This window comes from Pseudomonas sp. GW821-FHT02A08, from assembly GCF_059422045.1.
Map to the genome: position 1 here is coordinate 56,601 of NZ_JBWKWD010000020.1, position 21,772 is coordinate 78,372.

17 protein-coding genes are annotated in these 21,772 nt (G+C 62.8%); 10 read left to right on the plus strand and 7 right to left on the minus strand.

The genetic code is table 11. The features are described from left to right. Positions 1-18: 18 nt before the first annotated feature. Both AC07W4_RS15755 and AC07W4_RS15760 read right to left on the minus strand, forming a co-directional pair. Complete coding sequence (locus tag AC07W4_RS15755) at positions 19-1,671, minus strand: SulP family inorganic anion transporter (protein WP_495033030.1); 1,653 nt, start codon at positions 1,669-1,671, stop codon at positions 19-21. A gap of 94 nt (positions 1,672-1,765) precedes the next feature. Continuing rightward, positions 1,766-3,046, minus strand: coding sequence for a serine/threonine transporter (locus AC07W4_RS15760; RefSeq protein WP_008046650.1), 1,281 nt, complete (start codon positions 3,044-3,046; stop codon positions 1,766-1,768). Positions 3,047-3,420: 374 nt separating this feature from the next. On the opposite strand from AC07W4_RS15760, the gene AC07W4_RS15765 reads away from it, so the two are divergent. From AC07W4_RS15765 to AC07W4_RS15775, 3 genes are all read left to right on the plus strand, one after another. Further along, entirely contained in the window at positions 3,421-3,804 is a 384-nt protein-coding gene (locus AC07W4_RS15765) for a tautomerase family protein (RefSeq protein WP_008046658.1), read from the plus strand. Positions 3,805-3,832: 28 nt separating this feature from the next. Next, the gene (locus AC07W4_RS15770; RefSeq protein WP_495033031.1) at positions 3,833-4,420 is read left to right on the plus strand and encodes a TetR/AcrR family transcriptional regulator; all 588 of its coding nucleotides are present in this window, start codon (positions 3,833-3,835) and stop codon (positions 4,418-4,420) included. Positions 4,421-4,600: 180 nt separating this feature from the next. Then, positions 4,601-5,572, plus strand: a complete 972-nt coding sequence (locus AC07W4_RS15775) for a 2-hydroxyacid dehydrogenase (protein ID WP_495033032.1) — start codon at positions 4,601-4,603, stop codon at positions 5,570-5,572. Here the strand turns inward: AC07W4_RS15775 and tssA are convergent. From tssA to AC07W4_RS15800, 5 genes are read right to left on the minus strand one after another with little or no spacing between them, the layout of a single operon-like run. Next, positions 5,569-6,657 (minus strand): type VI secretion system protein TssA, encoded by a 1,089-nt coding sequence (gene tssA / locus AC07W4_RS15780; RefSeq protein ID WP_495033033.1) that lies wholly within the window; start codon positions 6,655-6,657, stop codon positions 5,569-5,571. The genes AC07W4_RS15775 and tssA overlap by 4 nt on opposite strands. Further along, positions 6,654-10,475 (minus strand): type VI secretion system protein, encoded by a 3,822-nt coding sequence (locus AC07W4_RS15785; protein WP_495033034.1) that lies wholly within the window; start codon positions 10,473-10,475, stop codon positions 6,654-6,656. The genes tssA and AC07W4_RS15785 overlap by 4 nt, the downstream gene beginning before the upstream one ends. Further along, complete coding sequence (locus AC07W4_RS15790) at positions 10,472-11,239, minus strand: DotU family type IV/VI secretion system protein (protein ID WP_495033035.1); 768 nt, start codon at positions 11,237-11,239, stop codon at positions 10,472-10,474. The genes AC07W4_RS15785 and AC07W4_RS15790 overlap by 4 nt, the downstream gene beginning before the upstream one ends. 18 nt (positions 11,240-11,257) lie before the next feature. Continuing rightward, positions 11,258-12,589 (minus strand): type VI secretion system baseplate subunit TssK, encoded by a 1,332-nt coding sequence (tssK, locus tag AC07W4_RS15795; protein WP_495033036.1) that lies wholly within the window; start codon positions 12,587-12,589, stop codon positions 11,258-11,260. 54 nt (positions 12,590-12,643) lie between these two features. After that, positions 12,644-13,093, minus strand: a complete 450-nt coding sequence (locus tag AC07W4_RS15800; RefSeq protein WP_495033037.1) for a type VI secretion protein — start codon at positions 13,091-13,093, stop codon at positions 12,644-12,646. A 226-nt stretch (positions 13,094-13,319) separates the two neighbouring features. Here AC07W4_RS15800 and tssB point away from each other — a divergent pair, with 226 nt between their 5' ends. The 7 genes from tssB to tssH all read left to right on the plus strand — a co-directional run bounded on the left by tssB (position 13,320) and on the right by tssH (position 21,715). Further along, on the plus strand, positions 13,320-13,862 hold the full coding sequence (gene tssB, locus AC07W4_RS15805) for a type VI secretion system contractile sheath small subunit (RefSeq protein WP_008046673.1): 543 nt from the start codon (positions 13,320-13,322) through the stop codon (positions 13,860-13,862). Positions 13,863-13,890: 28 nt separating this feature from the next. Beyond that, complete coding sequence (gene tssC, locus AC07W4_RS15810) at positions 13,891-15,372, plus strand: type VI secretion system contractile sheath large subunit (protein WP_495033038.1); 1,482 nt, start codon at positions 13,891-13,893, stop codon at positions 15,370-15,372. A 77-nt stretch (positions 15,373-15,449) separates the two neighbouring features. Beyond that, positions 15,450-15,947 (plus strand): Hcp family type VI secretion system effector, encoded by a 498-nt coding sequence (locus AC07W4_RS15815; protein ID WP_008046674.1) that lies wholly within the window; start codon positions 15,450-15,452, stop codon positions 15,945-15,947. A 15-nt stretch (positions 15,948-15,962) separates the two neighbouring features. Then, positions 15,963-16,403: a type VI secretion system baseplate subunit TssE gene (gene tssE / locus AC07W4_RS15820; protein WP_008046675.1), complete on the plus strand. Its 441-nt coding sequence runs from the start codon at positions 15,963-15,965 to the stop codon at positions 16,401-16,403. Beyond that, the gene (tssF, locus tag AC07W4_RS15825) at positions 16,387-18,180 is read left to right on the plus strand and encodes a type VI secretion system baseplate subunit TssF (protein ID WP_495033039.1); all 1,794 of its coding nucleotides are present in this window, start codon (positions 16,387-16,389) and stop codon (positions 18,178-18,180) included. The genes tssE and tssF overlap by 17 nt, the downstream gene beginning before the upstream one ends. Then, a complete protein-coding gene (tssG, locus tag AC07W4_RS15830; protein ID WP_008046677.1) occupies positions 18,144-19,169 on the plus strand; it encodes a type VI secretion system baseplate subunit TssG in 1,026 nt (341 codons plus the stop codon). The genes tssF and tssG overlap by 37 nt, the downstream gene beginning before the upstream one ends. Positions 19,170-19,171: 2 nt before the next feature. Then, the gene (gene tssH / locus AC07W4_RS15835; protein WP_495033040.1) at positions 19,172-21,715 is read left to right on the plus strand and encodes a type VI secretion system ATPase TssH; all 2,544 of its coding nucleotides are present in this window, start codon (positions 19,172-19,174) and stop codon (positions 21,713-21,715) included. The last annotated feature ends 57 nt before the right edge of the window (positions 21,716-21,772 follow it).

Sequence of the window (21,772 nt, forward strand, 5' to 3'; positions counted from 1 at the left end):
AAGCCCGCTCCCACAGGGTTATGCGTTCAGCTTCAGGGCTTGTTGCACTGCGCCATCAACACTTAGCCCGCTCAAAACCACCCCGTTAGCCTTCACCTGCGACAATGCCGCCAACGCCGTTTGTGCGTCGTCCTTGAGACGAGCCAGAATCAAACACTTACCTTCCTGACGCACCCGTACGAAAAACTCCTGCAACGCCTCGATGCTGGTGCCATCCAGATCTGGCGATTCCTCAAGACTTAGAATCACCATATGAATCGGCGTTTGCGAATGCCGGATCAGACGCAAGGCACCCCCAAGAATCCGCTCGACGTTGGCAAAGAACAACGCTTCCCCCGGCCGCACAATCAGCACATCAGGCACTGCTTGCGCCGCCGGGTGGCGTTGCAGGTCGACAAAGTCGTGACCGCCATCGATGCGCCCCAGAATCTGGATATCCGCCGCCGACATCTGCTTGAGCATCAGCAACACACTGATCGCCACCGCCACCAGCAAGCCGTCCAGCACCCCCAGCACCAACACCGCCCCCACGGCGCAGATCACCAGCAAGCGGTCTCGGCGCCAGATGAAATAGCGTCCCAGCGGCTGCAGGCTCAAGCCGCGCCCCAGGGCATGGATGACGATGGCGGCGAGGATCGGTTCCGGGGTCAGGGCGATGTAAGGCAGCACCGTCAGGACAATGACCAGCACCACCAGCGCCGCCACGATACCGGCCAGGCGCGAAGTGGCACCCGCCGCCTCATTGGCCGACGTCGCCGAATACCCCGCGCCCGCCGGCATGCCATGGAACAGACCAGACAGCAAGTTGGAAGCCCCCAGCGCCAGCAGGTCGCGGTTCGAGGTCACCCGGTCGTGATGCTTTAGCGCATAAGAACTGATCGAGCCGTAGGACTCCGCATACAGAATCATCACCATGGCGAACGCCAATTCCCCCAGACGCAGCCAGTCGGCAAACGGCAGTACCGGCAGCTTCGGCACCTCCAGGCTCAGGTCGATCACGCCGATCAGCTTCACACCATAAGCCGGCAGGTCCAGCCACTGCCCCGCCGCGATGCCGATCACCACCACCAACAAACCTCCGGGCAAGCTCCGAAACCGCGCAAACAGCCATAACAAGCCCAATGCCACGGCGCCGACGCCAGCCGCCACCCAGTTCCATTGCGGCAGTTGCTCCAGCAGTTGCGGCAGCAAGCGCACCAGGTTGGCATCGGTCAAATGCACGCCGACCACGTTGGCGACCTGCTTGAGGATGATGGTCAGCGCCAGGCCAAAGGCAAAGCCGCGCAGCACCGGCTTGGCGATGAACGAGGTCACGCTGCCGAGCTTGAACAGCCCCGCCAGCAAGAAAAACGCCCCGATCACCAGCACCAGGCCGAAGGCCAGGGTCGCGCGAAGCCCGGGGTCGCCATTGGCCAGGGTGGCGGTCGCGGCGGCCAGCACGGCGGCGGAGGATGAAGTGGCCGAGACAATCGCAAAGCGGCTGGTGCCGAACAGGCCATAACACAGCAACCCGGCGAACAGGGCGATCACCCCGGCCTGGGGCGCCAGTGCGGCGATGCTTGAGTAGGCGACCGCTTCGGGCAGCAACAGACCGGCAATCGACAGCCCTGCCAACAGGTCCTGCCAACGGTTGGGTTGCTCGCTGGGATCAGCCTTTGGTTCGCTCGACAATCCAGTGCCTCCAGGCGAAAAAAAACCGCTGCACGTATCACGTGCAGCGGCCACTGTAGCTGTCAACCCGGCACTGCGCGAGCAGGCCGGTGGATCACGCGGTCAGCGAGTAGATCAACGCCGTGATCGCCACCAGGCCCACCGCCGTCACGAAGACGTTGGATGCCTGTGCGCGATAGCGTGCCATCGCCGGCACCTTGCGGATGGCGTACATCGGCATCAGGAACAGGATCGCCGCGATCACCGGGCCACCGAGGGTTTCGATCATGCCGAGGATGCTCGGGTTCAGCGTGGCGACGATCCAGCACACCACCAGCATGAACGCGGCGGTCATGCGGTCCAGGGCCTTGGCGGACGGACGCTTGCCGCTCTTGACGATCAGGCCCTTGAGGCCTTCGCTGGCACCGATGTAGTGCCCCAGGAACGACTTGGAAATGGCCACGAAGGCAATCAACGGCGCCGCAAAGGCGATGGTCGGGTTGCTGAAGTGGTTGGCCAGGTACGACAGGATCGACAGGTTCTGCGCCTTGGCTTCGGCCAGTTGTGCTGGCGACAGGGTCAGCACGCAACTGAAGACGAAGAACAGCACCATCACCACCATCAGCAGGTGGGCGCGGGACAGGATCTGCGAGCTGCGCTGCTCGGCGTGCTCACCGTAGCGACGCTTCTGGTCCACGGCGAAGGCCGAAATGATCGGCGAGTGGTTGAACGAGAACACCATCACCGGAATCGCCAGCCATAGGGTATGCAGCAACGCCGATGGCGCCGGCACGCTGCTCGCGGTGGTGAGGATACCACCGTTCCAGTGGGGAACCAGGTACACCGCCAGGAACAGCAGCGCGACGATGAACGGGTAGACCATCAGGCTCATGGCCTTGACGATCAATTGCTCACCGCAACGCACCACCGCCAGCAGGCCGAGGATCAGCACCAGCGACAGCACGGCGCGCGGTGGCGGCGTGATGTGCAGTTGATGCTCCATGAAGCTGCCGACCGTGTTGGTCAGGGCCACGCTGTAGATCAGCAGGATCGGGAAAATGGCGAAGAAGTACAGCAAGGTGATCAGCGCGCCGGCCTTGATGCCGAAATGCTCTTCCACCACTTCAGTGATGTCGGCGCCTTCGCGACCGGACAACACGAAACGGGTCAGCCCGCGGTGTGCGTAGAACGTCATCGGGAACGCCAGCAACGCCAGGATCAGCAGCGGCCAGAAACCGCCCAGGCCTGCGTTGATCGGCAAAAACAGGGTTCCGGCACCAATCGCCGTGCCAAACAGGCCCAGCATCCAGGTGGTGTCCTGGCGATTCCAGCTCGACAGCGTCGCGGGTGTCGCTTCTACATAGCGTTCGTTAACGCTATTGGCCTGATCATTCATCCGGTGGGATCTCCACATTCCGGTCACTTGCCACCCGGCCAGGACGCGTCGGAATACCCGACAGGCGGCGTCCGGCCGAAACAGGGGCGGCATTCTGGGGGATTAGTGAGCAGAAGCAAAGACTTAGGTGAGGAACGGTGGTACCAGGTAGTCGAAAATCCCCCTGTGGGAGATCCTCTGTGGGAGCGGGCTTGCTCGCGAAAGCGGAGTGTCAGACACATCAATGCTGAATGTGCCGCCGTCTTCGCGAGCAAGCCCGCTCCCACAGGGATCTGCAGTGAACCTGCGCGTCATCGCCAAAGCGCAATGCGCGCTTGATAAAGGTCTATCATCATGTATTTTTAACCGACCCGCATTCCTTCCGGAGTCTGCCCATGCCACTGGTTCGCGTCGACATCAAAAAACACCGGGACCCCACCCACGCCAAACGCATTGGGCAACTGATCTATGCCGCCATGCGCCAGACCATTGGCGTACCGGAGCACGATAACTTCCAGATCCTGACTGAACACGACGAGCAGCATTTCATCTTTGATCCCGAGTATCTGGGCATCAACCGCACCGATAACCTGGTCGTCATCCAGATCACCCTCAACGAAGGGCGAACCCTGGAGCAGAAAAAAAACCTCTACAAGACCATCGCCGAAAGCCTTAACGCAGAGCTGGCCGTGCGACTGGAGGACGTTTTCATCAATCTGGTGGAAGTGAAAAAAGAGAACTGGTCGTTCGGCAACGGGATTGCCCAATACGCCCTCTGATATTCAACCTGCAAACCGAGAATGACCCATGCCCCGAGTTTCCCGTAAACAAGCCGACCTCAACCGCGAAACTATCGTCGATGCCGCCACCCGGCTGTTTCGCGAGCGCGGCCTGCACGGGGTCAGTGTGGTCGATGTGATGGCTGCCGCGGGCCTGACCCACGGCGGTTTCTACGGGCACTTCGAATCCAGGGAAGCCCTGGCGCAAGAGGCCAGCGGCCGGGCTTTCGAACAGGCCGCGCAACGCTGGCTGGGACGGGTGGCCGAGCATGACAGCAAGGACGCGTCCCACCGCGCCGTGGTCGAAACCTACCTGTCCAGCGAAAGCCGGGACAATCCGGGCGACAGCTGCCCGGTGGTCGCCTTTGCCGGGGACATGTGCCATGAGGCCACCGAGAGCGGCTTGCGCCAAACCTATCTGCTGGGCCTGAACAACCTGCTCGATTCCCTCGGCTCGCTGCTGGACGCAGAAGACGAAGCCGGCAAACGGCAGCAGGCGCTGGTGCAGTATTCGCTGATGTTCGGTGCGCTGATGCTGTCCCGGGCCACCCGGGGCGATCCGCTGTCGGATGAAATTCTCGAAGCTGCCCGGGCCGTCCTCATGCCGCCGAAGTAAAGCGACCTCACCGCGCAATAAAAAGATCGCAGCTTCGCCAACCCCTACACTCAGCCCGGTGCCCGCCAGGGCCCAGGAGCTGCCACGGGCTGCGATCGCTGGTGGTTGCCAAGCCGGCCTGAAGTCAGCAATCTCAAGTGGCGTTCCAGCCGATTTTTCGATGCCCACAGGGAGCCAAGCATGCCTGTAACCGTTCTGGTACTGGTTGAAACCATCAATGATTACCTACCTATCCTTGAACATCAGGGCTTTCACCTGATCCTGGCCCCGACGCCCGCCGAGCGCGCCGAAGCCATCGCCCGCCACACCGGGCAGATCGACGCCGTCCTCACCCGTGGCCCGTTGGGGCTGTATGCCGAAGAAATCGCCGCGCTACCCAATCTCAAGATCATCTGCGTGATCGGTGCCGGCTATGAACACGTCGACCTGCAGGCCGCCGCCAACCGGGGTATCACCGTCACCAATGGCGCCGGGGTCAACGCCTCGTCCGTCGCCGACCATGCCATGGCGCTGCTGCTGTCGCTGGTGCGCGACATCCCCCGCTGTGATGCCGCCGTACGGCGCGGCGAGTGGCCGAAGATCATGCGCCCTTCCCTCGCCGGCAAACGCCTGGGCATCCTCGGCCTCGGCGCGGTCGGCATGGCCATCGCCAAACGCGCCAGCGCCGGTTTCGACATGGAGATTTGCTACCACAATCGCCAGCATCGCAGCGATGTGTCCTACACCTTCTGCTCGACCCCGACCGAACTGGCGCGGGCCTCGGACTTCCTGATCGTCGCCACGCCCGGCGGCGTGGGCACCCGGCAACTGATCAATCGCCCGGTGCTCGACGCGTTGGGCCCCAACGGGTTTATCGTCAACATTGCCCGGGCCAGCGTGATTGCCACTGCCGACCTGATCAGCGCCCTTGAGCAACGCCGGATCGCCGGCGCCGCGCTGGATGTGTTCGACGCCGAACCGAAAGTGCCGGATGCACTCAAGACCCTGAGCAACGTGATCCTCACCCCCCATGTCGCCGGGCTATCCCCGGAAGCCACCCAGGGCACCGTCGAACTGGTGGGCAAGAACCTCGTGGCGTTTTTCTCCGGCCAACCGGTGCTCACGCCGATTGCCTTGCCCGCGCCGATCACGCCGTACCCGATCACCGATTAAAGGACACCCAACAGCGTCCACAGGCGACGGGATTCGGCATCGGCCGAGATCAGTTCACCCAACAGTTCACTCAGCGGTTTATTGCCCCACTCCACCCCCCTGCGAATCAAGTAAGGGACGGGGCTGTGGGGTTCGGTGCGTGTCAGGTACTCGGCAATCAACAGTAATTGCCGATAGGCCTCGTCGCGGCTCGCCGGCTCGCGAAACACCTGAGGTGTGGATGGCGCCGACGCCAGCCCGGCCGATTCCGACGCCGCCAGGGATGGCGACTCCACCGGCACTTCGGTCAACAGTCGTGGCTGCATGGCGATGAACTCCTGTACCCGTGTCAATAATGCCTCGATCACTTCCTGCAAGCCCCTGAAGCCCGGTGCCTGGGCGCCGAGGTAAGCATCGCTCCAGGCTTGCAGCCGTTGCAGATGTTGCAGGCTCGCCAGCAGGTTGTCCTGGCGGCGTAGCCAGTGGGACAGAGGTGTCGACCGGATCAGTTCGGTGAGTTTTTGCTGTTCGCCCCGTGCTGTTTCCGCCGCGGTTTTTGCTGCCTTGCTGTCATTGACCAGTACCTGTTGCAGCTGTAATCGCCGCCACGCGTCCAGACAGTAACCGTCGAATTCCCCGTGACGCGGATCGATCAGCGCCACCCGTGTCAGCAACACTTCGCTGTAGCGCCGCACCAGCCACTCCAGGGGAATGACCCGCCATGACTGGTCACCGTCTTCGGCCCGGGGATGAAGCTGCTCGGGGTAGCGCTCGCACAAGCCCGCAACCAGCGCGAGGCTGCCGGGCAACCCGTCCAGGCCGTCCCGATGCAACCAGGCCTCGCCGAGCCAGGCGCACACCATCAAATCCTTGCTGCGTTCAAGCAGCAGCGTGGTGGTCAGTTTTTCCAGCTCGGGCCATTGCGCCCGTTTGATCGACGATTGCCAGACTCCCGTTGGCAGGCTGGTGTCGTCCTCCCGGCGCAGTTCGCGGGCCAGGTCGAACTCACGCTCGTAACGCAAATCCTCGCCGCAGGGTGCCTCTTCGCTGATCGGTTCGAGCAGTCGGGCAATCAGCTCCGGCAACGGTGGTGAAGTCAGGTTCACAAGCCCTCCTCCTCAGTCATGACCGTCGCAGACACAGTCGCCCTGGTTTGCATGAACGGTGAGCGCGGGGCCCGGGTGGGCGGCGGTGGAATGGACAGCGGAAATTTCGAGCCCTGGCTCATTAACGACACACGCACAAACATCAGCGTCTGCCCGGCCGTGCTGGCCTGTGCGGTGACCGGCAGGCGCAATGTCAGCGGAAAGTCGGTGAAGTCCATGTTCGGCTGGCGCTGCACCGACTGGTGTGAACGGATCAGGCGCAGCAACGACCATGGGCCGCCGTACTCCCAACCGGCTTCGAAATCACGCACCATCAGGTTGGGCTGCAACGGATCATTGGCCGGACGTTGCGAGCCGTTCCTGGCCCAACGCAAGGTCAGCCGGACCGGTTGGCCGACCATCCAGCGCAGGTTGGGCTGTGGCTCGCCGGGGTAACTGATTTGTTGATTACCGGCATTCAAGCCCCAGGCGATCACTTGATCGGCGCCACGCTCCTCCTCACGATCGGTGCGCCAGCGCACGTCCATTTCAACGCCGAGGATGCCGCTCTTGTCCCGCACGAACAGCGGACCCAGCCAGGTGCCGGCCAACTTCAAGCGGTTGAGGAAATCCTCCGCAGCCAGGCGCTCCGGCGTCTGGCTCAGCTGCAACCCGGCCTGCGCCACGGGCAGTCGTTTGTCGATCAAGTCGAGGAAGTGCTGAACCCTGGCCGGATCGGCGTCGGTGGCCTGCACGCCATTGGCAAACGGGAAGCGCTCGGCCAGGTATTGATTGAAATAGTTGGCCAGGTCGTTCCAGGCCGCCGCTGCTTGTTGCTGCTGCAAGAACTGACAGCGTTGCATCGCGCTCTGTTGCAGATCCAGGGCACGCAGGGCCAGCGTCCCGCGCCCGCCGGACAAGCTGGCTGTCTGAAGAATCTGGCCGCAGGACGTGGCGTCCATTTCAATGAAGTCGCGGCTCACCAACTGCTCGATCTGGGCCGGTGAGCTGGCAGGGTTCTGGTCCTTGTACTTGAGCAGTTCATCGTTGAGCGCGCTGAATTGCATGACACGTTCGTAATCCAGCGCCGAGAGACCTTGTTGCTGGGTCTTGAGCCACTCCAGCGCCGAAGTGCGCCGTTCGGTGATGCCGAGCATGGTGTTGAATTGCTGCTTTAGGCTCAGTTTCAAATCCTGCACATCAAGGGCGCCAAACAGTTGCAGGCCGAGGTTTTTCGAGCCGTCCCACTGACTGATCTCACTGCGCCCGCTGAACAACGGTTGCGCGGTAATCTCGTCAAGACCGCTGACCACCTGGGCCATGGCGCGACGGTTCAGCGCGTTTTGCACACGCATGGCCAGATCGTTGCGATGGACCTCGGCGAAGGCTTTTTGCAAGGCCACGGCCTGTGGCGCCAGCACGTTGAATACATCGTCGCCACGGGGTTGGTCGTTCTGGTCCTTGAGACTCAACCACATGGCCTTGGCCGCCGCCCCCTCTGCCGCCTGAAGCACCGCATCGCGATATGCCGGGGGAATGCGTGGAAGTTCTTCGGCGGCATAACTCTTGTAGCTGGCAAAATAATTAAGCGCCGTACCGAGGTCATCGCCATCGACGTTCTGCCCCTGAACGGCAGCGGCAGCCTGATCCGCGCGCAAGGCGATGGCCACGAAATCCCGTTTGAACAGGGCCTGTACCGCGTTGTTCAGCTGGTTGACATGCACTTGCAAGCTCAGCTGCCCGCTGCCTTGCTGAACCAGCAAGTTACCCCGCGCCCCCGCCTGGGCGATCCATTGATCACGAAAGCTTTGCTGCAACCTGGACGCTTGCTGGTCCAGCTGTTGCTCGATCTGCGGGCCGAGCAGGCTGCTCTGGCGCACCTTGTCCATCATCTCGCGATAACCCGGCACCAGGTCCTGCCCCTTGCCGCGACTCCAGGCCGAATTGGTCAGCCCGACCAATGCTTGCAGGTCGTCGATCAGCGCGCGCAAGTCTTCGAGTTCCGCCAGGGAATTGCCGCTGCCGGCCTCCAGCCGTTCAAGGTGCAGCTTGAGATAACCGGCCTGCCGGACGAAGTTGTCGGCCAGAAAATACTGGTCAAGCCAACGCTCCATGAGCCCGGAAAAGTTCTCCTCGATGACCGCGCGCTCCATGGCCAGGTCCAGGGGTTTGAGGTCACCGCCATTGGCATCGAGCAATACCCGGTTGTAAAAACCCGCACGGTGCAACGTACCGGCATTGAGGTTCAGGGACAGCGCGTTATTACTCAGCAACGCCAGATCTTCGAGCGGCGCCTTGGGGTTGTTCAGCGCCTGACTGAACCATTGATTCTGTTGCTCGAGACGTACCGCGCGCTCCACCAGGTCCTTGGCCTTGACGTAATTTTGCCATTGGGCCGGGTCTTCGTTTTCGACGTTGCCACGTCGCTCGGTGTTGCGAATGGCCTTGAGTTGCACCAGTTCGGCCTTCAGCAAGTCATGTAGCGGTTCCAACATATGGCTCAGGGCAGTCAGGCGCAGTTGATCCTCCAGTTGCCTGTCCAGCGACGAGAACCAGGAGGTGGGAAACACCACCGAGGTGAAGCTCCAGCGCGGAGCCTTTTCCAGGACCCGCCAGAACCCCTGGACGTTGCGCCGGGTCGACTCCAGCCTATGGGACTCATCGGTGACTGCAACGTAATTTTTCTGCGCGCCTTGCAGCAGACGCGACAGCTCATGGGCATCCTTGACCGAGTCCTGCCAGACCCAGAGCATGCTGGCGGCCCAGACCACGCCGATCACCAGGGTCACCACACCGGTCAGCCGCTGCCAACGCTGACGCAGGCGCAGCAAGCGTGGCACCACCTGAGCCAGACCGCGTTCGGCAACCACCCGGCGCTGCCACAATTGCCGGGCAAAGGCACTCTGTTGCAACCCGTTGTCATGGGCTGAGAACCCGTCGGCAGCCTCTTGCGAGGGCTGGTTGGCGGTGAAGTACACCCCACGAAAACGTGGCGCCTCGCCTTGGGCATTGCCCTGGAATACCGGTTCGAGCACGGTTTGCAGATGATGCCTCAAGGCCTCGAATTGTTCCGGCAACCCGAACAGTTCGCCCTTGAGATGGCCGGACAACGCACCGATTTCAATGATCGATTCCGACAGGGCCCGATTCACCTGGTCCAGCGCCTGATCACTCCATTGCGCCTGCCAGACCGCCTCGGGACCAAAGGGTGAAGACCAGCCCAAAGTGCGTTCGCGGGCATCGGCGGGGAGCGCCGAGATCAGTTCCTGAAAACCCGGCAGCTCTTCCATGCCGGTGATCATCACGTAAACCGGCAGGCTCAGGCCAAACCGCTGCAACAGATCGATGAAGCGCCGGCGCGCCGCCAGACCGAGGTTCGCGGCCTGCTCGGCATTACCCAGGTGGCTGACCGGCACGGTCCAGACCACCCCGTCCAGTGGCCGTTTGCTGCGCAGGCGCAGGATCAACCCCAACAGGCGCCACCAGCCGCCGCGCTGCAGACTCATGCCTTCATCGGGCAAAAACAGCGCCTGTGGCACCACCAGCACCGCGCCTTCGGGGTCCGACCACCAGCGCCCGAACCAGGCCGGTTTATCCGTCGGTTGCAAGCGCCACTGGCTGCATAACTGGGTGCCCTGGGTTTCATCACCGAGCATCAGCAGCCATGGAATCTGGTAACGGTCCTGAGCGCCCTGCTCCTGTTCCATATGACGCACCGCGTTATAAAAACTGCGGATCGCCGCCCCGCTCTGGGTGCGCAACCACCAGACCGCCACCGCGATGACCGCCAGCACCACCAACAGGACGATGACCAGCCCCACGATCTCCAGCGTGCTCATGCGTCTTGCTCCGAGGTGGCCACCGGGTCGGTCATCTGCAACACCGGGTCGAGTTCCTGGCGAATGTCACGCCAGAAGAACTGCCCCAGCCCGGTCAGAATCATGACCATGGCGAGAATGACCAGACCAAGGCGAAAGCCATCGGGCAACGACTGCCGCACCGGCAACTGCACCGCGGGTACTGCCGAAGGCTGCTCGAGCCGGGCACTGACATCGGCATACTCCGCGTCGTGCTGCCAGGCAAACGTGAACAGTGCCAGGCGCAATTTTTCATGCCGGGCCTGACTCTGCTCGCCCCGCAGCCGTCCTTCAAACCCCAACACCAGGCATTGCAAATAGACATTGGCCAGGTCGCGGGTGGCGGGAACCTGCTCGTCCAGCAACGTCTTGATCGCCGCCGGCAGTTTTTCACCGGCCTGACGGCTGGTGTACATCCGCGACTCCAGGGGTTTTTCTTGCCAGGCGGTCTGGCCCGGCCACGGCGTGAACACCAGCGTTTCATCGATCAAGGCGACAAAGGCATAGACCAGCGCCTTGACCTGATCGGTCGCCGCTTCGCCAACCCGGGCGAAAGCCGTGCGCCACAGACGCTGGGAAATTTGCGTCGACAGGTCGGCCACCGCCTCCACCAGCGCATCGTCGTCGCCGTCCCTGGGCAGCTGATTCCACTCCCGTGACCATTGCAACCAGGCTTCGCGAAATGCGCTGCTCAACGGTGCTTCGCGCAAGCCCCGTGTACCCGCCCCGGCATGCCCCTCGAACATACGACGCCCCTTCCCTGATCAGGCACTGTCACTGGCCTGTGCCACAAACAACACCACTTGCCATGGACTGCTCGCCGGCTTGGCGGCCGGCGCGACAATCAGCAACGGCAATTGCCCGTCGAACCATTGACCCTCGGCCGTCACCACAAACAACCGCGTGTCGTCGCCGACGCTGTAGGCCACTTGCTCGTTACGGCTCATCGCCTCATGGGGCAAACCGCTCATGCGCTGGCGACTGAGCAAGGGCACATGGGGCGCCGAGGCGATGATCGCGCCGCTCAGCCATTCGCCGGCCGCCTGTTCGCTGCTGCCGTTGGGCATGCGCAAACCGATGACCAGGCGCTGGCTCGGCTGATCGTCCGGCAGTTGAATCGAGAAGCTCTGTTCGCTGCGTTCGAACGGCAGGCTGCGATAGCCGGCGCGGATCAACTCGAGCGTTGTTTCGAGCCAGTCCAGGACCGGTTCATAGCCGCGCTGCAGCTCCAGAAAATCCAGGGGGGCGAACGGTGGAACCCCGGCCAAAGGGTCCAGCGCGGACCAGGCACCGGCCAGCCCGAGCAGCAAACCGTGCAATGCCTGCGGGGTGGCCAATCGGCTGTTCAGCGTCCCCTCGACCTCCGGCAGGCGCGCCCAGAGCGCCGTCAGTTGTCGACGGATTTCCAGCGCATCGTCTTGATTGCCGGCCTGTTGCGCCTGGCGCAGGCGGCCGGCCAGGAACATGCATTTCTCCCGCGCTCTGGCACACAGCCCGGCCACCCGGCGCCCCAACACCGACTCGGGCAGCAGGCACGGCGTGGGCGGTGTGTAGGGCAGCGAAAGGAAGCCGCCGCCCTCCTTGCGGATTTTCAGCAGTGGCAAACAGATGGAATCGGCCTTGTTCAGTTGCGTGCACAACCGCGGATTCGGACGCCACACCGTGATCGACTCGGGGTACTCACCGCTGGTCAAATCCGGCAGCGCGTCGCCGATCACCGATTGCAGCCGGCCCTTGAGCGGCAGCAATTGACCGGCACGCCACAAGGGGCTGACGGCCAGGTACACCGTGACCGTGGCGTTTTCCGACGCGTTGACCGCTTCGCTGACATCGAGCTCCAGCGCCGGCCCGACACCCACTTGCAGATTGATCGGCAAACCGTCCGGCAGCGTCGCTTGCAGGTCGAGCAACCGCACCAGCCCGGCACTCAATGCGCCGGGGTCGAATTCGACCCGGTTCACGCCCCAGAACCATGGATTGCAGGCCTGGGCAAAATGCGCCACCAACGCCTCGGCTCGCAGCCCTTGCAACTGAAAATGCTGGGGCAGCAATTGCATGCCCTCGTGCCAGCAAACCGCGTCAGGTAACAGGCTCATACGACTCCCTTCGACGTCTACGTCGCCGCGCAAACCAGCGGCCTGGCAATGTGTTCACTGCGGAGTATTGCTGACCAGCGTCATCTCGCGACTGTCGAACTTGAGCCAGGCATCGCTCTGGTCATCGAGCCGTAACCGGTGTGCTCCGGGAGTGTTATAGCTGGCGAAGACCAAAAGTCCAGTTGCCCGCTTGCCCCCCAGCGGGAAGGGTTGTTTGTCGATGAACTGGCCGGGCACCAGCTCCAGCCCCCAAACCGTCATCAGTTGCCGGTAGTCGCGCTGGTATTGATCGCGCTCGGCGAACCACTGCCGCGCCGTGATGCCCGACAACTGCTTGAGCAGATCCGGATCATTGACGGCGATGAAATCCACGGCAATCGGCGTGTCGTCGTTGGCCTTCGGCGCGACGTCCAGGGTCAGGTTATCGAGGTCCACCCGAGGCCCGAAAAACGAGCACCCGGTGAGGGTCAGGAACAGGGCGAATGCAAAAAAACGTGCACACAAAATGAATTTTCCTTTTCTCGGGTCGGTCCAAAATCGTTTTCACTTGCATTTTTATAGACCTGTTCTAGCGTCTTGGATAGTTCGGTCCCCCATGCCGAATGTGGAAGGTTTGTCAAAGGAACGACAGGTCCATCTGCCACCCTTTCTAACCTACGGTCCAGCAAGGGAAAGCGATGAGCGGGCCTCCCGATGCATTGCGCCCGCTCATGCATCGGAGTCAGCCAACATGGCCGAAAGTACTCAGCACAAGCTCGACAGGGTCCGCCCACCCCGGGTGCAAATCACCTACGACGTCGAAATCGGCAACGCCATCGAGAAAAAAGAATTGCCGTTGGTCGTCGGCATTCTGGCCGACCTTTCCGGCAAGCCGCTCGAGCCCCTTCCCAAGCTCAATGAACGACGCTTCACCGAGATCGACCGCGACAACTTCAACGAAGTGCTCGCCTCGATTGCCCCCCGCGCCACCTTGCAAGTCACCAACACCCTCACTGGCGATGACAGCAAGCTCAACATCGAACTCAACTTCAAACACATCGACGACTTCGACCCGGTGAAGGTCGTCGAACAGGTGACCCCGCTACGGCGCCTGTTTGAAGCGCGTCAGCGTCTGCGCGATCTGCTGACCAAGCTCGACGGTAACGATGACCTGGACAAACTGCTGCGCGACGTCATCGCCAATACCGAAGGCCTGCAAGAGATCAAGTCTGCCCGTCCGGACACCGCCGCCCCCGCAGGCGACAGCGAAGCACCGGCCGAACCGCAAGCCTGATCACTCATTCACTTAGGGAGACGTCGCCATGCCCGCTTCAGCCAGCGCCAACGCCAGTGAAAGCACCACCCAAAGCCTGTCCCTGCTTGACCGCATCATCGCCGAAGGCCGCATGGCCCACGACGATAGCCAGCAGGACTATGCCCGCGACATGCTCGCGGAGTTCGCCACTCAGGTCCTCGACGAAGGCATGGCCATCGACAAGGACACCGTGGCGATGATCAACGACCGCATCAGCCAGATCGACCAGTTGATCAGCGCGCAACTCAACGAGGTGCTGCACCACCCCGAGCTACAAAAAATCGAAGCCTCCTGGCGCGGCCTGCACCTGTTGGTGCAAAACACCGAAACCAGTTCCCGGTTAAAATTGCGCCTGCTCAACGTCACCCAGAAAGAGCTGCAGAACGATCTGGAAAAAGCCGTCGAGTTCGACCAGAGCGCGCTGTTCAAAAAGATCTACGAAGAGGAATACGGCACCTTCGGTGGCCACCCCTTCAGCCTGCTCGTCGGCGACTACACCTTCGGCCGGCACCCGCAGGACATCGGCCTGCTGGAAAAACTGTCGAACGTCGCTGCCGCCGCCCACGCCCCGTTCATTGCCGCCGCCAGCCCCCGGTTGTTCGACATGAACAGCTTCACCGAACTGGCCGTGCCCCGCGACCTGTCGAAAGTGTTCGAGAGCCAGGAACTGATCAAGTGGCGCGCCTTCCGCGAAAGCGAAGACTCGCGCTACGTATCGCTGGTGCTGCCGCATTTCCTGTTGCGGTTGCCTTACGGCCCGGACACCTCGCCGGTGGAGGGCATCAACTACGTCGAGGACGTCAACGGCAGCGACCACGGCAAATACCTGTGGGGCAACGCTGCCTGGGCCTTGTCCCAGCGCATCACCGAAGCCTTCGCCAAATACGGCTGGTGCGCGGCGATTCGCGGAGCTGAAGGCGGCGGCGCGGTCGAAGGCTTGCCGGCCCACACCTTCCGCACCACCTCCGGCGACCTGTCGCTCAAATGCCCGACCGAAGTGGCCATCACCGACCGCCGGGAAAAAGAGCTCAACGACCTGGGGTTCATCGCCCTGTGCCACAAGAAAAACAGCGATGTGGCAGTGTTCTTCGGCGGCCAGACCACCAACAAGTCCAAGCTCTACAACACCAACGAGGCCAACGCCAACGCGCGGATTTCGGCGATGTTGCCGTACGTGCTCGCGGCCTCGCGTTTCGCGCATTACCTGAAGGTGATCATGCGCGACAAGGTCGGCAGTTTCATGACCCGCGACAACGTGCAGACCTACCTCAACAACTGGATCGCCGACTACGTGCTGATCAACGACAACGCGCCGCAAGAGATCAAGGCGCAGTACCCGTTGCGTGAAGCCCGGGTCGATGTGACGGAAGTCGCGGGCAAGCCGGGTGCCTACAAGGCCACGGTATTTTTGCGGCCACACTTCCAGCTTGAAGAGCTGACCGCCTCGATCCGCCTGGTGGCCACCCTGCCGCCACCGGTCGCCGCCTGACCTGCCCCGCTCCCGTCGGCCAGCCCGGCGGGAGTTCCCTGCTTATCTAGCGCAATAACCTTCAGGAGTTTCATGCGATGGATGCAATTATTCTCGACCTCGGCGGCGACATCAAAGGCGACAGCCTGCTCGAGGGTTACAAGGACAAGATCGAAGTCATGTCCTACAGCCACAACGTGGCCATGCAGGTGACCAACGACGTCAGCAACTCGGAGCGGACCTCCGGCAAGCCGCACATCGGCGAGTTCACGCTGACCAAATTCGTCGACAGTTCCACACCTTCCCTCAATGAATACTGCTGTGCCGGCAAACCGATCCCGGAAGCCAAGGTCATCATCGGCCGCAACGCCGCTGAAGGCAGTGGTCAACTGATGCCGTTCATCATTTACACCCTGACCAACGTGGTGCTGTCCAACGTCAGCGTCAGCGGCGGTACGGGTGGCAAACCCGTGGAAACCCTGTCGCTGAACTTCACCAAAATCAAATGGGAGCTGACCGCGCAAAAAGACGACGGCACCAAGGAAGGCACGGCCGCCTCGACCTGGGACATGGCCGCCAACAAACTCGTCAAGTAATCGGGCGCGTCGGCCATGGCAGGCTCCCTACTCCCACCGCTGTTCGAGCGACTGGCCGCAAGCGAGGTCGACACGCTGCATGCGTTCGACCTCCAGGACCTGCTCGACTCGGTCCGCACGGAATTGCTGCGCCTGTTCAACACCCGACGTGGCCCTCGTGCCCTGACCTCGCCACCGAGCATTCTCGACTACGGCCTCGCTGACTGGACCGCCCTGCAACAGCAGCGTAGCGATGACCGACGGCAGTTGGCGCGGGAAGTGCGCGAGGCCATCAACCATTTCGAACCGCGCCTGAAACTGGGCGAGGTTCAGGTCAATCCAGTCCCCGACCATCCGCAGCAACTGAGCATCCGCCTGCTTGGCGAGTTGCGCGGCGGCCAGCAGCACTGGCCCGTGGCATTTGTCATCGAGAAGGCAAGCGATGGCCTTGAGGTGCGTCATGAGCGACTCGATTGACCCGCAACTGCTCGATTACTACCAACGAGAACTGACCTGGCTGCGCCATGCCGGCGGCATTTTCGCCGAGCGCTACCCCAAGGTCGCCAGGCGGCTGGAGTTGTCCCCCGACGAATGCCCCGACCCCCACGTCGAACGGCTGCTTGAGGGATTCGCGCTGCTGGCCGCCCGCCTGCAACGCCGGCTCGATGACGACTACGCCGAATTCAGCGATGCCCTGCTGGAGCAACTCTATCCATTGGCGATGCGCCCGCTGCCGTCCTGCGCAATCGTGCAGTTCCAGCCGGACCCGAGCAAAGGCAATCTCGACGGCGGCTACCCGTTGCCTCGCGACACGCCGCTGTTCGTCACCACCGGCAAAGGCGAAAGCATCCACTTTCGCACCAGTGCACCCGTGCGTCTGTGGCCGGTGGAAATCACCGAAGCGTTACTGCTGGGCAGCGATGAAGCCCAGGCCCTGACCGGCGTTGTCCAGGCGCGGTCGGCATTGAGACTGGGCCTGCGCTGCCTCGGTGACAGCCAGTGGTCGACGCTGGGCATCGAACAGTTGCGCGTCCACCTGTGTGCGTCCCCGGTGGTCAACGCCTGCCTCTACGATCTGCTCGGCGCCCATGCCGTGCAGGTCCTGGCCGGCCCCGTTGGCAGCGTGCCGAAAGCCCTTGTCGGGCTGCCGCAGATCGTCGGTTTTGCCGGCGATGAAGGTTTGCTGCCGGACGAGGACGGCGTGCACCCCGGCATGCGCCTGCTCGCCGAGTACTTTGCCTTCGCGGACAAATTCAACTTCTTCGACCTGCCCCTGGCGGGCGCCACCAGCGACAGTCAAGCGCTGTACCTGTACATCGTCTTCGACCGCGCCCCGACCAACCGCCTGCACCTGCAGGCCAGCGATCTTGCACTGGGCTGCACGCCGGTGATCAATCTGTTTCCGCGAACCTCGGAGCCCCTGCGCCCGGACGGTACTCGCAGCGAATACCGCCTGGTCGCCGACAGCCACCGGGAAAACAGCGTCGAGATCCATAGCATCCGGGCGATGCGCGCCACTTCCAGTCGCGGGGTTCAGCGAGTGCCGGCCTATTACGGCAGCCAGAATGGCGGTGCCGATAAACAGTGCTACTGGCATGCCCGACGCGTCAGCGGCATGACCCCCAATCGCCTCGGCACTGACCTGTTGGTAAGCCTGGTGGACACCCGTTTCGACCCGCTGTCAGAAGCCATTGAATACAGCCTCACCGCTGAACTGCTTTGCACCAATCGGCACCTGGCGCAGAGCCTGCCGGCCGGCACACCGTTAGGTTTTGAACGCCCGGGCCCCGTGGCCTGGGCGCGCCTGCGCAACCCGCCCAGCCCGCAAAGTGTGCCGCGACTGGACGGCGAGTCGCGCTGGCGGCTGGTCTCGCAACTGACCCTCAATCATTTGTCGCTGGTCGAAGGGCCACAGGCGCTTGACGCACTCAAGGAAATCCTCCAGCTGCACAACCTGCGGGACGAGGCCAGCGCCTGGCGGCAAATCGAAGGCCTGCTCAGCCTCGGTTGTGAACGCGTCATCGCCCATGTCGGCGAAGACGCCTGGCGCGGCTGGCGCAATGGGCTGGAGGTGCGCCTGCAACTGGACCCGCAGCATTTCGTCGGTAGCAGCGCGGTGTTGTTTTCAGCGGTGCTTGCGCAGTTCTTTTCCCTCTATGCCACCGCTAACCGTTTCGTGCGCACGGCGCTGGTGCAAGCAGACAGGGAGGTGAAGACATGGCAACCCCAAGCCGGCATGCCACTGTCCCTCTGAGCCTGAGCCAACGACTGCGCCGGGATCCCCAGGGGTTCGAACTGTTGCAGGCACTGTTGCTGCTCGAGCGTGAACATCCACAAGCCGAGTCCCTGGGCAGCGGCACCGCTCCGCAAGCGGAAGCACTGCGCTTGCGCGGTCCGTTGACGCCGCTGTTTGCCGCCAGCGAAATCGAAAGCCTGACCCAGGAACCCGGCCAGCAAGCGGTCCTCAGCACCCCGGTGTTCGGTCTCGGCGGCCCCGACGGCCCGCTACCCTACGCCTATCAGGAATGGTTGCAGCAACGCGCGCGGGCCAAGGATTACGCGCCCGCTGAATTTCTCGATCTGTTCCAGCATCGGCTGCTGAGCCTGCTGTACAAAGTAATGCGCAAGCACCGGATTGCCGTGGGGTTCACCGTCCCCGGTGCTTCGGCGGTCCAGGCGCAGTTGCGGGCCCTGACCGGGCTACTGCCCAAAGCCTTGCGCGAGCGTCAGGCCGTACCCGATTGTGCCGTGCTGGCATGCAGCGCCTTGTTCGCCGATGGGCGCCGCTCCCTCGCCGGTTTTGCAGCCATCGTACGTGAGCATTTCGAACTGCCGGTTGAACTCGGTGCCTATGAAGGTGCCTGGCGCGAGATCCCGCCCGCCAGTCGCAGCCGCATGATCCCCGGTGGCCGCAACCTGCAACTGGGGCGTACGGCAGTGGCCGGCACCCGAGTCTGGGATGAACACGCCGGCATCCGCCTGACCCTTGGCCCGCTGACCTCTGCCCAGGCGGCGCGGTTCCTGCCCGATGGCGAGTCGCACCCGGCACTGGCCAGCCTCAGCGCACTGTATTTTGGCCCGGACCTGGATTGCACCCTGGTGCTGTTGGTACGCGGTGCCGGCCCAATCAAACTCGGTCGCCAGGCGCCGCCACTGCTCAGTTGGAACGGCGGCCTGCAACGCCAGACCAGCCTGGCGGTGCAACGCATCGAAACCCGTCTTCGTCAGCTGGAGATCACCTGAACATGGAACTGGCCAGCCTGATCGGACGCCTCAACCCGGACAACCGCCGCGCCCTGGAACGGGCCGCGCAACGCTGTCTGCAGCGAGGCCACCACTACGTCGAAATCGAACACCTGCTGCTGGAACTGCTGGACATCGAGGGCGGAGACTTCGCTTATCTGCTGCCGCGCTTCGGCCTGGAGCGCGACGCCTTGACGGCGGAAATCAACAAAGCGCTGGAGCTGTTCAAGTCCGGCAGCACGCGCACCCCGGCATTGTCGTCGCACACCACCGGGCTGCTCGAAGACGCGGTGGTACAGGCCAGCGTGCTGGGGCTGGAGAGCATTCGCTCAGGCTTGCTGCTACTTGCCTTGATCGACCGCGACGAGCGCCGCAGCCTGTTGCTCAACAGTGCTTCATCACTGTTGAAGATTCCCCGGGAAGCTTTGCGTAGCAACCTGCTGGAATGGACCGAAAATTCTCGCGAGCACGTCGGCGGTAAACGTGCGGTGAGTGCCGGCACCCCGACACCGAAACAGGACTCGGTGCTGGACCAGTTCACCCAGGACCTGACCGCCGACGCCCACGCCGGGCGCATCGACCCCATCGTCGGTCGCGACGGCGAAATTCGCCAATGCATCGACATCCTGCTGCGCCGTCGGCAGAACAACCCGATCCTGGTTGGCGCGCCGGGCGTGGGCAAGACTGCCGTCGTCGAGGGCCTGGCCTTGCGCATCGCTGCCGGAGATGTGCCGCCGTCCTTGCAGGAAGTCAGCTTGCGTGTGCTCGATCTCGGCCTGTTGCAGGCCGGCGCCGGGGTCAAGGGCGAGTTCGAACAACGCCTCAAAGGGGTGATCGATGCAGTGCGCAGCGCGGAAAAACCGATCATCTTGTTCATCGACGAAGCCCACACCCTGATCGGTGCCGGTGGCGCGGAAGGCGGTAGCGACGCGGCCAACCTGCTCAAACCAGCCCTGGCCCGTGGCGAGTTGCGCACCCTGGCCGCCACCACATGGCTTGAATACAAAAAATACTTCGAGAAAGACCCGGCCCTCGCCCGTCGTTTTCAACTGGTGCAGGTGGAGGAACCGGACGAAGCCACCGCAGTGGAAATGCTCCGTGGTGTCGCTGCAAAACTCGAACAGCACCACGGCGTGCAGGTGCTCGACGCGGCGATTCACGAAGCAGTGAAACTGTCCCATCGCTACATCTCCGGGCGCCAGTTACCGGACAAAGCCATCAGCGTGCTCGACACCGCCTGCGCCCGGGTCGCCCTCGGCCAGCACGACGTGCCGCCCCCCCTGGAAAGCCTGCGTCACCGGCAGAATAGCCTCAGGGACGAAGTCGAACGCCTGCGCCGCGAACAAGCCACCGGGCTCGATCACCGCGAGCGCATCACCCTGCTTGAAGCCGAATCCGTGGCCAATGTGCAAGCGATTCGCGAACTGGAAGTGCGCTGGAATGAAGAGCGGGTTGCGGTGCGCGAACTGCTGGAAACCCGCAGCGAACTGCTGACCTTGAGCGAACGCGCCGACAGCGACAAACCGGACGAAGCCATCGACAGCCGCATCGATCATCTGGCCGCCGAACTGGTGCGCCTGGAAGCCGGGCTCGACGCCATTCGCCAGGACGATCCGCTGGTGCCGGAACAGGTCGACGGCAAAACCGTCGCCGCCGTCATCGCCGGCTGGACCGGCATCCCGGTGGGCAAAATGCTCGCCGACGAAGCCCACGCCGTGCGCACCCTCGGCCAACGCATGGGGTTGCGCGTCATGGGCCAGAGCATCGCGCTGGGCACTATCGCCCAGCGCCTGCAGGCTTACCGCGCCGGCCTCACCGATCCGCAAAAACCCGTCGGGGTGTTCCTGCTGGTCGGCCCGACTGGCGTGGGAAAGACCGAAACCGCTTATGCGTTAGCCGATGCGTTGTACGGCGGCGAACGCAACCTGATCAGCATCAACCTCTCGGAATACCAGGAAGCCCACACCGTCAGCCAACTCAAGGGCGCCCCGCCCGGTTACGTCGGTTATGGCAGCGGCGGCGTACTGACTGAAGCGGTACGGCGCAAACCCTATTCGGTGGTGTTGCTCGATGAAATCGAGAAGGCCCATCCGGACGTGCTCGAAGCCTTCTACAACGTGTTCGACAAAGGCGTGATGGAAGACGGCACCGGATTGGTGGTGGATTTCAAGAACACCGTGATGCTGGCCACCAGCAACGTGGGCGCCGAACTGTTGCTCGACACACCGGTCGCGCAACTGGGCACCGACGCCTTTAACGAAGCCTTGCACAAGGTGCTGCTGCAAGCCTTCCGCCCGGCGTTTCTGGCGCGGATGACGGTGGTCGCGTATCGCCCCCTGGATGAGGCGACGCTGGAAGGGATTGTGTTGGCGAAACTGGAGAAATTGCGTGGGCGGTACAAGGCCGCCACCGGGAAGCAGTTTGAGTTTGATGCCGGGATTGTCCAGGCGGTGTTAGCCAAGTGCAGTGCGGCGGGTGCAAGGGATGTAGAGAACGTACTGATGACCCAGGTGACGGGGAAGTTGGCGGAGTGGGTGTTGGAGTGAGATATCGGCAGTACCGCGCTCGGCCACATTCGGTGAATGAAGATAGTCAGGAGAAAA